Source organism: Asanoa sp. WMMD1127 (genome assembly GCF_029626225.1).
In the GTDB taxonomy this organism is placed as follows: Bacteria; Actinomycetota; Actinomycetes; order Mycobacteriales; family Micromonosporaceae; genus Asanoa.
In genome coordinates this window covers 3,899,128-3,912,418 of sequence record NZ_JARUBP010000001.1, presented here as the reverse complement: position 1 = coordinate 3,912,418, position 13,291 = coordinate 3,899,128, and the positions used below count along the sequence as shown (strand labels likewise).

Sequence of the window (13,291 nt, the reverse complement as noted above, 5' to 3'; positions counted from 1 at the left end):
CGGCGGTCGCTTCTCTCCGCAAAGCCGAGCGGCCGCCGCCGGGGTCACCACGAACGGCACAGCACCCGGCGTGCGCCGCCGCCTCTCCCCCAGGGGGCGGCGGCGCGACTAGGGCCTATCCGGTGGATCAGGGTGGTGCTCCGGCGAGGTCCAGGCGGCGTCCGGGCGTGCGTGGGGAGGGGTCGGATACCGGTGTTGTATCCGACCCCTCCCCACGTGCGGTCGGTCGTCGTCTGGGCCCGCCGGAGCGCCGGCATGATCCACCGGATAGGCCCTAACCCTTGGGCGTCAACAGGCCCCGGTGGAAGGCCTCGGCGACGGCCGCCGCACGGTCGGCGACGCCGAGCTTGGCATAGATGTTGAGCAGGTGGGTCTTGACGGTCGCCTCGCTGATGAACAGCGCCGCGGCCGCCTCGCGGTTGGTGCGGCCGCCGGCCACCAGCTCCAGCACCTGCAGCTCGCGCTGGCTCAGCGGCCCGGCGCCCGGCGCCCGGACGCGGTTCATCAGCCGTCCGGCCACGGCGGGCGCCAGCACCGACTCGCCGCGGGCCGCCGCCCGCACGGCCCGCAGCAGCTCGTCGCGGGGCGCGTCCTTGAGCAGGTAGCCGGTCGCCCCGGCCTCGATCGCCGGCACCACGTAGCTGTCGGTGTCGTAGGTCGTCAGCACCAGCACGCGGCTCTCGACGCCTAGCCGGGCCAGGTCGCCGATCGCGGTGACCCCGTCCGTCCCGGGCATGCGCAGGTCCATCAGGATCACGTCGGGCCGCAGCGCCCGGGCCAGCCGCACCGCCTCGGCGCCGTCGCCGGCCTCGCCAACCACGTCGAAGTCGGGATCGCTGGCGAACATGCCGGTCAGCCCGTTGCGGACGACCGGGTGGTCGTCGACCACCAACAGCGTGATCATGCCGGCACCGCCGCTGAGATCGCCGTGCCGACCCGCGGCTCCGACTCGACCTGGAGCGTGCCGGACACGCCTTCGATCCGCTGCCGCATGGCGACGAGCCCGTAGCCGCCGCCCTTCGCCGACGCGGGCGGACCGGCCGGATCGAAGCCGCACCCGTCGTCGCGCACGTCCAACGCGACCTCACCGTCCAGATAGGACAACGTCAGGCCGACCCGCCCGGCGCCGGCGTGCGCGGCCACGTTGGCCAGCGCCTCCTGGGCCGTCCGCAGCAGGGCGAGCTCGACGTCGGGCGGCATCGGCCGCTGCGTGCCGGTCGTGGTCACCTCGACCGGGATGCCGTGCCGCACCGACCACTGGTCGGCGACCCCGGCCAGCGCCTCGGCCAGCCGGGCGCCCCGCAACGGCTCCGGCCGCAGGGCGTGCACGGAGCGCCGGGCCTCCCGCAGGCTCTCGCGGGCCAGGTCGGTGGCGGCCGACAGGTGCCGCCGCCACCGGTCGGGCTCGCCGGCCGCCTGCTCGGCCGCCTGGAGCTGGGTGACGATGCCGGTCAGCCCTTGCGCCAGGGTGTCGTGGATCTCCCCCGCCATCCGCTGCCGCTCGTCGTGGACAGCGGTCTCGCGGGCCTGCGCCAGCAACCGCTCGTGCAGGCCGGCGTTCTCGGCCAGGGTGGCCTCCAGGCGCCGGTTCGCCTCGCTCAGGTCGGCCATGGCCCGCCGGCGTTCGACCCGCTCCACGTCGCTGTGCCAATCGACGTAGGCGAAGGCGCACATCGGGGCCGCGTTGACCAGGATGATCGCGACGTGCCAGGCGATTCCGGACGGGCCGTCGATCGAGATGCCGGACGCCTGCGCGGTGCCCGCCGCCACGGCGACCGCGGCCACTCCGGGGATCCGCCACGGCCACGGCAGCACGCCGAACGCGAAGTAGTAGCCCGCCGGCGTCAGGAACCCGAACCAGGGCGCGATCACCACCAGCGCCAGCAGGATGGCCAGGAACCCGAGGAAGAACACCACCATCGGCACCGGCCGCACCCGGGCGGCCGGCCGCAGCGTGTAGAGGCACAGGACCCAGACCGCCGCGAGCAGGCAGAGCCCGAGGACCAGCAGCGTCTCAGCTGGCGAGTCGGTCAGCGACGGGCTGACGGCGGCCAGGATCACCAGCAGCCCGTACGGCGCGAGGTTGGCGTACCGGAACCACCGGGCCTCGTTGGGGGTGATGTTCTCCAGCGGCATCGCGTTCCGCATGGTTGGAACCTACTCCCACCGGAAGAGACGGACGCCGAGCAGCGCGGTCACGACGACGTAGCCGCCGAGCAGGAGCAGCCGCCACGCCGGTGGCCAGTCGCCGGCGGTGGCGTCGCTCAGCGCCTGGACGGCCGCGCCCAGCGGTGTGGCCTCGCTCACGTGCCGCAGCACCGGTGGCATCGCCTCGATCGGCAGCCACAGGCCGGCGAAGAACATCATCACGTAGAACAGCACCGACCCGATCGCGTTGGCCGCCTTGCCGGTCGGCGTCACGGCGGCGACCAGCACCGCGATGCCGATCAGCGCGAGGGCGGCGAGCACGGCGCTCAACGCGAACGCCACGGGCTGCCGGGGCAGGGGCACGTCGAACGCCAGCCGCGCCACCGCGAGCAACAGGACGACCGAGACCAGCGCCGTCGCCAGGCAGATCACGAACTGCGCGGCCAAAACCCGGGCCGGGCCGACCGGGGTGGTCCGCAGCCGGCGCAGCACCCCCTGCTCCCGGTAGGTCGCCAGGGTCGGCGGCAGCGTGTTGATCGCGAGCATCGCGATCACGAAGCCCACCAGGATCGGCGTGTACGTGTAGAGCAGCGGCTGCCCGTCGATGCCGTTCTTCGGGTCGGTGAAGAAGTTGATGTTGCCGAAGACGCACAGCAGCGCGGTCGGGAAGAGCAGGCCGAAGATCGGCCCGACCTTGTCCCGCAGAAACAGGATGAACTCGGCGGCCGTGAGCCGGCGCAGGGCGTCAGTGGACATCGGTCTGCTCCCCGGTGAGTGCGACGAAGGCGTCTTCCAACGTGGCCCGCTCGACACCGAGGTCGGCGGCCGCTCGCTTGATCAGTGCGGCCGGGGTGTCGACGGCCCGCACGCGGCCGGCCTCGATCACCGCGACCCGGTCGCAGAGGCGCTCGGCCTCGTCCATGAAGTGGGTGACCAGCAGGATCGTGACCCCGCTGGCCCGGACGTCCTCGATGAGCCGCCAGGTCTCCCGCCGGGCGCGGGGGTCGAGGCCCGTGGTCAGCTCGTCGAGCACCGCGACCCGCGGGTTGCCGATCAGCGCGAGGGCGATGGACAGCCGCTGCTGCTGGCCGCCCGAGAGCTTGCTGAAGCGGGTGTTGCGGATGCTGTCGAGCCCCAGCGCCGCCATCAGCGCGGCCGGGTCGGCCGGTCGCCGGTAGAACGACCGGTAGAGGTCGAGCGCCTCGCCGACCCGCAGCTTGTCGGGCAGGTGGGCGTCCTGCAACTGGACGCCGAGCTGCTGGGTCAGCTCGGCCCGGTCGCGCACCGGGTCGAGCCCGAGCACGCGGATCGTGCCGCGGTCGGCGCGGCGCAGCCCTTCGACGCACTCGACGGTCGTGGTCTTGCCCGCGCCGTTCGAGCCCAGGATGCCGAAGATCTCGCCTTCCTCGACCTGGAACGACACCTCGTCGACGGCGACCTTCGCGCCGTACCTCTTGTGCAGCTCGTGCACTTCGATGACCGTTGTCATGCCTCAACGGTCCCGGGACCGGGGCCGCGCGGGCACCGACCAGCCGGCGATCCGGCGGGCGGCGGCGGTGGATTCGCCGGGTCAACCGATCAGTGGATGCCGCTCCGCCGCGTCGAGCAGGATCCCCGCCAGCTCGCGGGGCTGGGAGAACATCGGCCAGTGACCGGTCTCCATCGTGACCAGCCGCCAGCGCTCGCTGGTCAGCAGCTCGCGCACGTCGTCGTCGAGCTCGTCGCCCGGGAGCAGGCAGTGGACGTAGGTCGCCGGCAGCTCGCCGAGTGACCCGGCCAGGCTGGCGGGCTCGGTCAGGGTGGCGCCCGGGTGCGGCGTCGCGCCCGCGACGATCCGGGCGATCTGCTCGTCGGTGAGACCGTGACCGGCGAAGTGGGTCGCGGGCGGGACCGGCCAGAACCCGCCGTTCGCGGCGAACAGTGCCGCCATCGCCGCGCCGTCGTCCGGCCAGGCCGAGACGAACGCCTCGCCGTCGACCGGAACGCTGGAATCGAGGAAGACCACGCGGGCCAGCCGGTCACCGATCCGCTCGGCGGCCTGCCCGACCGGGATGCCCGAGTAGCTGTGTCCCACCAGGACGACGTCGCGCAGGTCCTGGCGCTCGACCTCGTCGATGATGTCCCGCACGTGGGTCTGCTGGCCGGCCGGCACGCCCCGCTTCTCGGCGAGGCCGGACAGCGTCAACGGGTGGGCGCCGTGGCCGGCCGCGCGCAGCTGCGGCACCACGTCGGCCCACGCCCAGGCCCCGAGCCGCGCGCCGGGGACGAGTACGAACTCCGCCATCCTCGCCACCCTAGTGCAGGGCGCAGCAGGGGATCTCCGCCGGCATCTCGAACGGCGCGATCCGGCCGCCGACGTGCGGCAGGGTGACCAGGGTGAGCCGGCCCGCCATCCACAGGGGACGGACATGGTCCCGGGTCTCGACCAGCGTGTCCGGCGTCGCGGGCGCGCCGCCCATGACGGTGACCCGCTCGATCGCGCTGCGGTCCACCAGCTCCGCGACGCTCAGCACGCCGACGCAGGCGTCGCGGCCCGGGTAGGCGAAGGCGCGGCCGCCCTGCCCCGAGAGGTGCTCCTCCCGGGCCAGGGCCGCCGCGTCGGCGAGGCCGCCGGGAACGGGTGGCAGGTCCACCTCGACCCCCGACGGCAGCGCGATGCTGAACGCCACGTGCGGCCTCGGCACGCGCAACAGGTGGGTGCAGGCGACGACGCGGTCCCGTTGGTCGCCGATCAGCTCGACGAGCCAGTGCTCCGCCGCCCGCACGTCGCTGTCGCCACGGTCGAATCCGACGTGGATCATGTCAGTGGGTCTCGACGAAGATGGGGTTGGTGTAGAACCACAGGTCGGCCCACGGGTCCGCGTCGCCGACCACGTCGATGGCCGGGCCGTGCGGGTCGACCGACGTGCCGAGGTAACCCGGCGCGACGCGGTTGCCGTCGGTGCCCCGGACCCGCACGTAGTAAGAGCTGTCGGCGCGCCCGAGGGCGTACGTGAAGGAGACCTTCTTCTGGCCCGCGCCGACCTCGAAGGACTTCTCGACGCGGGTGTTCGGGGTGGTGAAGGTGTCCCTGTCCTGGACGCGGCCGGTCACCTTGCCCCGGATCACGTCGACGCGGGCCAGCTTCGGCACGAACTCCGCGAAGTTCGGCAGCACCGCCAGGTCGATCGAGATGACCAGCTCGAGCGCGGTGCCCCGCTTGACGGAGACGGTCCCGCCCAGGGGCGTGCCGCCGTCGCGCGACCGGTCGCCGGCCTTGCGGACCCGCATGTCGAGCCCGGCCAGCAGGCCACCGTGGTCGACCCAGACCCGGCCGAGCCGCAGGCCGTCCATCACGGCCTTGTAGCTGTCGGTCGTCGCGCCGACGTGGGTCTTGCTGTAGTAGCCCGGCCAGAAGTCACCGTTGGTGGTGTTGATCGTGCCGCCGTGCACCGGGTCGAAGTAGTGGCCGAGTGCGTTGAAGTCGGTGCTGCCCCGGACCGCGGTCTCCAGGAAGATGGTGTGCGCGTCCGAGTTCGCGGTGATCCACCACGGCTTGCCCTCGGCGAGCAGGCTGTCCCAGAGGCCACCGACGGTCGCGGTGAACCAGTCGAAGCCACCCCAGGTGCGGTAGCTCTCCAGCGGGTACGGGAACGAGTTGGCCGACGGGCTGTTGCCGTAGAAGCCGCGGGCGCTGCCGGGGCCGCCGTTCGCCTTGGACAGGCCGGCCGCCTGGTGACCGGGCGCGCCCTCCCAGCCGATCGCGATGCCGGGGGCGGCGTCGCGCCAGCCGCGGACCTCGTGGGGCGAGTCGATGCCGTTGCGGGCCGGGTGGTTCGCCAGGAACAGCGCGTGCTCGACCTTGCCCCGCCGCACGGCGTCCTCGAGGAAGTTGAGGCCCGAGATCGCCAGCGCCTCGTTGGCCGGCGTCGAGTCGCCGGCGCCCTTGACGCTCGAGTCGAACGAGTTCTCGAACTCCTTGAGGACCGAGACCTCGTTGCGGCCCGGGTGCACGAACACGGTGCCGTGCTCGGCCGCCGGGATGTTCCACTCCAGACCCTGGAAGACCAGGGTGTCCTTGAACGCCTCGCGCGCGTTGCGGATGTCGGGGTTGACCTTCTCGACGCCGATCTTGGCGTGCGCCGCGCTGCCGTGGTCGGTGATGACCATCCAGTCCAGGCCGTACGCCCGGCCGTGCTGGACCTGGTCGACGACCCGGTACAGCCCGTCGCTGCTGTAGAGCGTGTGGATGTGGTGGTCACCGGCGAGCCACCTGAAGCTGCCGCTCTTGCCGTCATTCCCGTCCTTGTCGTCCCCGCCGCCGTGCTCGTCGTCCCGGCCGTGCGCGGCAGCCGGCAGAGCGTTGACGCCGGCACCCGCCAACGCACCCGCGGCCGCTACGCCCGCGCCGAGCAGGCCCGCCCGGCGCAGGAACGCGCGACGGGTCCGGTCCTCCGGGCGAAGCTCCTCGTCCGGGGTCGACAGGTCGAGAGCGGCGGGCAGGTCGCCGCCGCCGCTCCCGACCTCGTCATGATGGTGGTGGTGGTGCCCATGGCCGTGGCCCATGTGTCCTCCTGATGACTGGCGTGCCGTCGGCCAACATCACGGAGGGCGAAGAACGTCAAGTGTTCCCTGAGCGCTCCTTACATGAATTCTCAGCTATGGCAAGGAGTTCAGGAACGGCTCGTGGGCCAGGCGGAACTCCCAGTTGTAGAACTTGTCCCAGTTGATCGACCAGGTCATCAGGCCGCGGAAGTTGGGGTTGGTGCCGCTGCGCGGGGTGTAGCCGCCGCAGCTCTGCCCCCTGACCAGGCAGTTCACCGCCTGCTGCACGCCGGCCGGTGCGACGTAACCGTTGCCGGCGCTGACCGACGACGGGGTGCCGAAGGCGACCTGGTCCTCGCGCAGCGGCGGGAAGACGTTGGCCGTGTTGCCCGCCACCGGGAAGCCGGCGAGCAGCATGTCGGTCATCGCGATGTGGAAGTCGGCGCCGCCCATGGTGTGGTACTGGTTGTCGAGCCCCATGATCGGCCCGGAGTTGTAGTCCTGCACGTGCAGCACCGTGATGTCGTCGCGCAGGGCATGGATCACCGGTAGGTACGAGCCGGCGCGCGGGTCCTGCCCGCCCCAGGGGCCGGAGCCGTAGTACTGGTAGCCGAGCTGGACGAAGAACGTCTCCGGGGCCATCGTGAGCACGAAGCGCGTGCCGTACCGCTGCTTGAGGGTCCGGATCGCGGAGATCAGGTTGACGATCACCGGCGTGGTCGGGTTGCGGAAGTCGGTGTCGCCGGTGTTGAGCGACAGCGAGTGGCCCTCGAAGTCGATGTCCAGCCCGTCGAGGCCGTACCGGTCGATGATGGCGGCGACGGAGCTGACGAACCGGTCGCGGGCCGCCGTCGTGGTCAGCTGCACCTGGCCGTTCTGGCCGCCGATCGAGATGAGCACCTTCTTGCCGGCTGCCTGCTTGGCGCGGATGGCCGCGATGAACTCGGCCTCGGTCTCGACGCCGGGGCACTCGCTGGCCGGGCAGAGCTGGAAGCGGATGTCGCCGGAGGTGACGCTCGTCGGCTCGCCGAACGCCAGGTTGATGATGTCCCAGTCGGCGGGCACGTCGGCCATCCGCAAATACCCGGAGCCGTTGGCGAAGCTCGCGTGCAGGTAGCCGATGAGCGCGTGCTTGGGCAGGCCGGTGGGCGGCGGGGTGGTCCCGTTGGTCGTGCCGGTCACACCGGCGCTGCGGGCGCCCTCACCGACGCTGTTGTAGGCGGCGACGGCATAGGTGTGCGTCGTGTTGGCGGCCAGGCCGCCGATGGTGGCGCTGGTCCCGCTGACGGTGGCCCGCAACGCGCTGCCTTCGTAGATCCGGTAGCCGCTCACGGTGCCGGTGGGCGCGTTCCAGGCGAGGGAGATCGAGCTGCTGGTCGTGCCGGTGACCCGCGGCGAACCGGGCGCGCCCGGAACGGTCGGGTTGGGCGGGTTCGACGTCGGCGGGTTCGAGGTCGGCGGCGTCGTCGGCCCACCGCCACCGCAGGAGGCCCCGTTGAGCGTGCAGTTGGTCGGCGTCGCCGCACCGGACCCGTTGAATCCGAAGGAGACGGAGGCGCCCGGCGCGACGCTGCCGTTCCACGACTTGTTGCGGAAGGTGAACCGCTGCCCGGACCGCGTCAGGTCCGCGTCCCAGAAGGTGGTGACGTTGGCGCCGGCCGGCAGGTCGAAGGCGACGGCCCACGAGGTCAGCGCGGTCGTGCCGCCGTTGCTGACCGTGTAGCGCCCCTCCCACCCGGACCCCCAGTCGGACACCTTGGTGAACGTGGCGGTCGGACCCGCCGCCGCGGCGCTGCCAGCGATCGCGACGGCGCCGGCAGCGGCGGCCACGATCGCGACCAAACCCATGACGATCGATCTGGTACGACGCATGCGGGCCTCCACATATCGATGGGTGCCCAATTATTAAGACTGTTAACTGTTCCTGTAAAGCCCCCGTTCGAGAAAACCGGATTGCCGGCGTCGCGGGGCGCACGGTAGACCCGAGCGGTGCAGAAGCCACGCGTACGGGCATCGTCCTATGTGACCCGATCCGGCCCCGCGGGAGTCGAGCTGCTGGTCTTCGCCTATCCCACGCGACCGGAGGCGGGCCACCACGTCCCGGGCGGTGGCGTGGACCCGGGCGAGCGCCCCGACGACGGCGCGGTCCGAGAGGCGATCGAGGAAACCGGCATCAGCGGCGCGCTCGTCCACCGCGGGCTGGTCGGCACGGACCTCGACCACTACGGCAACGGAAACCCGTTCATCGCGCTCTATTTCCATCTGGAGACCGACGAGCCCCGCGACGCCTGGACCCACACCGTGATCGGCGATCCGGCCGCCTGGGACACCGGCCTGCCGGTCACCTGCCGCTTCGTGCCGCTGACCGAGGCGGGCCCCCTGCTGCGGACTAGCTGGCTCGACCAGTCACGCTACCTCCACCACCTGGCGGTCGAAGACGTCAGCCGAGCCGGCTGACCAGCTCCGCCAGGCCTGGTTCGCTCCTGACATACCGCGGCAGGCCGGCGCTGGGGACGCTTGCGGCGTTTGCCGCCGCGAGCGGGCAGAAGCGCTCGCCGGGACCGCAGCAGGAGGCGGGAGGGCCGCCGTGGCGGCCCTCCCAGGGGTTGGTCAGTTGGCCGGGACGACGTCGGTCGGGCGGTCGACCCGCACCTCGACGCCGTAGTCGAAGAGGTCGAGGGTCGCGGTCGACGTGCCCGTGCTGTTCTTCACCGTCGACTGCCAGGTGTCCGTGAGCGTCACCTTGCCGATCCGGCCGTCGGCGTCCAGGGTGACGTCGCCGGCGACCGCGTTGGAGCCGTCCGCGCGCTCGACCCGGTAGGCGAAGTGCAGGGTGCCGTCGCCGTTCTCCGTCACCGTGGCATCGGCCTGCCGGAGCGCCTCCCCGAGCGCGGCCGGATCGGGTGCGGCGGCGCCCAGGACGGTGCCGGCCTCGGCGACGAGCGACAGGTGGTCGTGCCGGCCCGGGTACTGGCCGTACCGGCCGTAGGTCTCGCCCGGCCCGTCCTTGTCCGGCGGCAGCTCGCCCTGGGGCCGCTCGCCGCCGACGTACCGCGTGCCGTCGACCAGCAGCTCGGTCATCACCGAGTCGTCGAGCGGCACCCGGACGTACCCCGTGTCGGTCCGCGGGTCGAACGCCCCCTCGTAGGTCAGCTCGCCGGTGGTCACCCGGATCCGGTAGCTGATGTCCTTGCTGGTCTCGAAGGCCGAGGCCAACCGCAGTTGCGGTGACCCGGTGGGGGTCGTGGCTGCCGCGGTGCGCTCGCCGACCGGGCTCGGCTGGGCGACCGCCGCCACACCGACCGCCGCCAGCGCGACCACCGCGAGCGTCGAGCCCGCGATCGCGGACCTGCGGCGACGCCGGGCGCGCCGGCCCCGCTCGAGCAGCGTGCCGACCGGCGGGGCGGAGTCGCCTTCGCCGTCGACGATGCCGTGCAACCCGTCGGCGAGGCGCTCGTCGAGGTTGTTCATTCGGTTCACCTGTTTCTGCTGTAGGTGGGTTGTTCCACGAGTTGCCGAAGCTTTTCCAGGGCCCGCGAGTGCTGGCTCTTGACCGTGCCGACCGAGCAGCCCAGCAGCTCGGCGACCGCCCGCTCCGACAGGTCCTCGTAGTGGCGCAGCACCACGACGGCCCGCTGTCTGGGCGGCAGGGCGAGCAGCGCACGGCGAAGCTCGTCCGCGGCCGGGTCGAGGTCGACGCCGGGGCCCGCGCGGTCGGGGAGGTCGGCGACGAGGCTCTCCCGGCGTCGCCGGCGCCAGCCGGACGTGTGGTTGTTGACCAGGGAGCGGCGCAGGTACGCGTGCAGGTCGTCGAGCCGCGACAGCTTGCGCCAGCGCTCGTACATCCTGACCAGGCTGTCCTGGAGCAGCTCCTCGGCCCGCAGCCGATCGCCGGTGAGCAGCATGGCCAGCCGGATATGGCGTCGCCAGGCCGTCTCGACGAATGCCACGTAGGACGCGTCCGCCGCGGACAGGGGCGTGGTGTGGTCCGTCACGCACCTACCACGGCTCGGCATCCCGGAAAGTTGCCTCGCGCCACAGGACTCTCTCCACGACTCAGAGATCGACCGCAATCGACAAAGGCGGCCTTCCGGACGTACGCCGCGTTTCGCCGCTAAGCCTGGGGGTAGACGACCGAGATGGCGGTACGACGGAGGCAAGCATCATGAAGCCAGGTGGAAAGGCGGCGCTGGCGGTCGGCGCCGGATACGTCCTTGGTCGGCGACACAAGCTGAAGGCCGCGCTCATGCTCGGCGCGGCGGCCGCGACGGGGCGGGCGCTCCGCGGCGGCAACGGCGGCCCGCAGGGCGGGGGCGAACAGGGCGGCGACGCCCAGAAACAGGGCAGGTCCGGTGGAGGGCTGGTGGGCAAGCTCGGTGGCGCCGGCAAGACGGCGGCGATCACGGCCGTCACCCGCTCCGCCGACCGGATCGGTGAGCGGCTCAGCGAGCGGGCGGCCGCCATGCGCCAGACCGGGGCCGGAGGGGAGGACAAGTGAGCCAGGGAGCCAACGGGAACGGGAACAGCAACGGCGGCGGCAAGGTCACCGGGAAGCTGGTCGAAGGGCTGCAGAGCATGGCCACCGCGCTGGCGGACCGCGCGATGGACCGCGTCAACGAGCGGATGGGCGGCCTGACCGACAAGCTCACGGAGTACGCGGCCGGCGGCAGCGGTCCGGGCCAGGCGGCGCTCAACAAGGGCCTGGAAACGATGAAGGGCGGCGGTTCGCCCGTCAAGGCGATGCTCGGCGCCGGGCTGACCGGCGGTAAGGAGGAGGTCAAACAGGCCTTCGGCGGCGGCGGTGGCGGCGACGACAAGGGCAGCAAGAACGACCTCAAGGTCACCAACATCGTCGAGTCGATCGAGGTCGGGGTGCCGGTGTCGGTCGCCTACAACACCTGGACGGAGTTCAAGCAGTTCCCCTCCTTCATGAAGAAGGTCGAGGACATCGACCAGGAGGCCCCGGAGAAGATGAAGTGGAAGGCCCAGGTGTTCTGGTCGCACCGCACCTGGGAGTCCACGATCGTCGAGCAGGTGCCCGACGAGCGGATCGTCTGGAAGTCCAAGGGCGACAAGGGCTCCGTCGACGGCACGGTCACGTTCCACGAGGTCACGCCGGACCTGACCCGGATCCTCGTGGTCCTCGAATATCACCCGCAGGGTTTCTTCGAACGCACCGGCAACCTCTGGCGTGCGCCCGGCCGGCGGGCCCGCCTGGAGATGAAGCACTTCGTGCGGCACGTCATGCGCGACACGATCCTGGACCCCGACAGCGTGCAGGGCTGGCGCGGCGAGATCCGCGACGGCGAGGTGGTCCAGGACGACGACCGCGACCAGGACCAGGGCGGCGACGATCAGCAGGCCCAGGCCGGAGATCAGGCCGACCGGCCCGAGGACCAGTCCGACCAGGATGCCCAGGCCGACCAGGACCAGGGCGACCAGGGCGAGTCCGGCCAGGACGAGGACCAGGGCGACGAGGCCGAGCAGGCGACGAATGCCGCCAAGAAGGCCGCGAAGGCCGCGCCGAAGAAGGCCGGCGCCCGCGTCCGCGCGGCGAGCTAGCTCACCAGTTCCGCGGCTTGCGCCGGGGCAACCCGGCGCGCCGCGGCGGCCGCTTACCGCCCTCGCTCTTCTCCTCGCGGTCGGCCGCCACCGTCGACTCCGCCGAGATGTCCGGGGAGTCGCCCTCGGTCTCGGCCTCGGCCGCGTGCTCGGTCACCTGCTTACCGGCGCCGGCAGCCTCGCCGGCGGCCCGCGGCGCCTGGCCCGCGGCCTCCCCGGCGGCTTGGCCGGCACCTTCGCCGACGCCGCCGGCCGCCTTGCCCGCCTCGGCACCGACGTCCCCGGCCGCCTTGCCCGCCCCGGCACCGACGTCCCCCGCCGCCTTGCCCGCCTCGGCCCCGACGTCCCCGGCCGCCTTGCCGGCCCCGGAACCGACGTCGCCGGTGGCCCGACCGGCGCCCTGGCCGACGTCGCGCGTGGCCTCGCCGGCGCCCTCGCCGACCGAGCGGGTGGCCTGACCGGCCCCGCCACCGATCTCCCGGGTCGCCTCGCCGGCGCCGCCACCCACGTCGCGGACCGCGTCACCGGCCCCACCACCGACGTCCCGCACCGCGCCGCCAGCACCGGTGCCGACCTCACGCACCGCCTCACCGGCCCCACCACCGACGTCGCGGACCGCCCCACCGGCGCCGCTGCCGACCTCCCGGACCGCCCCACCGGCGCCACGGCCGACCTCGCGCACCGCCTGGCCCGCGCTCTCCACCAGCGGCGTGATGATCTCGGGGTGCGCCTCGATGGTGCCGAGCACGCTGTCGATGATGTGCGCGACGTTCTCCAGCCGGACCTTGAGCTGCGCCTCCGCCTCCACGCCCTGGACGAGCACGTGGACCTGGTCGATCGCGGCATCCACACCGACGTTGAGCTTGAGCAGGCTGAGCACCTCGGCGTTGAGCGACACCCGCGCCCGCAGGTTCGCCACGTTGAGCTCGATCTTGTCGACCTGGAGCTTGGGTACGTCCAGGAAGACGTCCTCGTCGTGGCTGACGGGCACGTCACCGCGACCGTTGCCGTCGTGGCCGTTGGACGAATGCGGAGCAACCCCGTTTTCAGCCATGTT

Annotated in this window: 14 protein-coding genes; 3 read left to right on the top strand and 11 right to left on the bottom strand. The window is 72.3% G+C overall.

What is annotated here, in order from left to right; genetic code table 11:
* Window positions 1-274 precede the first annotated feature (274 nt).
* The 8 genes from O7635_RS18705 to O7635_RS18670 form a co-directional block, all read right to left on the bottom strand.
* Window positions 275-904, bottom strand: coding sequence for a response regulator transcription factor (locus O7635_RS18705; protein ID WP_278081724.1), 630 nt, complete (start codon window positions 902-904; stop codon window positions 275-277).
* The gene (locus O7635_RS18700; RefSeq protein ID WP_278081723.1) at window positions 901-2,148 is read right to left on the bottom strand and encodes a sensor histidine kinase; all 1,248 of its coding nucleotides are present in this window, start codon (window positions 2,146-2,148) and stop codon (window positions 901-903) included. Before O7635_RS18700 ends, O7635_RS18705 begins: the two co-directional genes overlap by 4 nt.
* A gap of 9 nt (window positions 2,149-2,157) precedes the next feature.
* Complete coding sequence (locus tag O7635_RS18695; protein ID WP_278081722.1) at window positions 2,158-2,904, bottom strand: ABC transporter permease; 747 nt, start codon at window positions 2,902-2,904, stop codon at window positions 2,158-2,160.
* Window positions 2,894-3,637, bottom strand: coding sequence for an ABC transporter ATP-binding protein (locus O7635_RS18690; protein WP_278081721.1), 744 nt, complete (start codon window positions 3,635-3,637; stop codon window positions 2,894-2,896). Before O7635_RS18690 ends, O7635_RS18695 begins: the two co-directional genes overlap by 11 nt.
* Before the next feature lie 81 nt (window positions 3,638-3,718).
* A complete protein-coding gene (locus tag O7635_RS18685) occupies window positions 3,719-4,432 on the bottom strand; it encodes an alpha/beta fold hydrolase (protein ID WP_278081720.1) in 714 nt (237 codons plus the stop codon).
* A gap of 10 nt (window positions 4,433-4,442) precedes the next feature.
* On the bottom strand, window positions 4,443-4,949 hold the full coding sequence (locus O7635_RS18680; protein WP_278081719.1) for a hypothetical protein: 507 nt from the start codon (window positions 4,947-4,949) through the stop codon (window positions 4,443-4,445).
* Window position 4,950: 1 nt separating this feature from the next.
* On the bottom strand, window positions 4,951-6,693 hold the full coding sequence (locus O7635_RS18675; protein WP_278081718.1) for a PHP domain-containing protein: 1,743 nt from the start codon (window positions 6,691-6,693) through the stop codon (window positions 4,951-4,953).
* A gap of 93 nt (window positions 6,694-6,786) precedes the next feature.
* Window positions 6,787-8,544, bottom strand: a complete 1,758-nt coding sequence (locus tag O7635_RS18670; protein ID WP_278081717.1) for a cellulose binding domain-containing protein — start codon at window positions 8,542-8,544, stop codon at window positions 6,787-6,789.
* A 117-nt stretch (window positions 8,545-8,661) separates the two neighbouring features.
* Here O7635_RS18670 and O7635_RS18665 point away from each other — a divergent pair, with 117 nt between their 5' ends.
* Window positions 8,662-9,129: an NUDIX domain-containing protein gene (locus O7635_RS18665; protein ID WP_278081716.1), complete on the top strand. Its 468-nt coding sequence runs from the start codon at window positions 8,662-8,664 to the stop codon at window positions 9,127-9,129.
* 153 nt (window positions 9,130-9,282) lie between these two features.
* On the opposite strand, the gene O7635_RS18660 is transcribed toward O7635_RS18665, so the two are convergent.
* Both O7635_RS18660 and O7635_RS18655 read right to left on the bottom strand, forming a co-directional pair.
* Window positions 9,283-10,143, bottom strand: coding sequence for a hypothetical protein (locus tag O7635_RS18660; RefSeq protein ID WP_278081715.1), 861 nt, complete (start codon window positions 10,141-10,143; stop codon window positions 9,283-9,285).
* Window positions 10,144-10,148: 5 nt separating this feature from the next.
* Window positions 10,149-10,667, bottom strand: coding sequence for a SigE family RNA polymerase sigma factor (locus O7635_RS18655; RefSeq protein WP_278081714.1), 519 nt, complete (start codon window positions 10,665-10,667; stop codon window positions 10,149-10,151).
* Between the two features lie 170 nt (window positions 10,668-10,837).
* On the opposite strand from O7635_RS18655, the gene O7635_RS18650 reads away from it, so the two are divergent.
* Both O7635_RS18650 and O7635_RS18645 read left to right on the top strand, forming a co-directional pair.
* Window positions 10,838-11,170, top strand: a complete 333-nt coding sequence (locus O7635_RS18650; protein WP_278081712.1) for a hypothetical protein — start codon at window positions 10,838-10,840, stop codon at window positions 11,168-11,170.
* On the top strand, window positions 11,167-12,234 hold the full coding sequence (locus tag O7635_RS18645; protein ID WP_278081711.1) for an SRPBCC family protein: 1,068 nt from the start codon (window positions 11,167-11,169) through the stop codon (window positions 12,232-12,234). Before O7635_RS18650 ends, O7635_RS18645 begins: the two co-directional genes overlap by 4 nt.
* Window position 12,235: 1 nt before the next feature.
* Here the strand turns inward: O7635_RS18645 and O7635_RS18640 are convergent, their stop codons facing one another.
* Entirely contained in the window at window positions 12,236-13,288 is a 1,053-nt protein-coding gene (locus O7635_RS18640) for a hypothetical protein (protein WP_278081710.1), read from the bottom strand.
* Between the last annotated feature and the right edge of the window lie 3 nt (window positions 13,289-13,291).